At 32.1% G+C, this 287-nt stretch carries 1 protein-coding gene; it reads left to right on the forward strand.

Annotation, left to right across the window (positions count from 1 at the left end):
• A partial coding sequence (locus RTW80_RS28795) for a DNA cytosine methyltransferase (RefSeq protein ID WP_312721517.1) occupies positions 1 to 287 on the forward strand: 287 nt, incomplete at both ends.

Here is a 287-nt window from a genome sequence, read left to right on the forward strand (position 1 = left end):
TGGATTAACTTCACATGATAAAGGAAGAACATTTTCAACAATATTAAAATCTCTTCATAATTTAGGGTATCATGTTGAATACAGACTATTAAACACAAGTAATTTTGGTGTCCCTCAAAATAGGGTTAGAATATATATAATAGCCTCATTAGAAAAAGAGGTAACACTTACTATTCCTAATGATCTTGGAGCCAAAGATACGCACAATTACAAACCATCCAAAGGTGGTCATGATTTTTATACAGAATCAAAAGTTTCTGACATACTAGAGGATAGTCCAGACGAGT

The organism is Escherichia sp. AM3 (genome assembly GCF_032029835.1).
In the GTDB taxonomy this organism is placed as follows: Bacteria; Pseudomonadota; Gammaproteobacteria; order Enterobacterales; family Enterobacteriaceae; genus Escherichia; species Escherichia coli.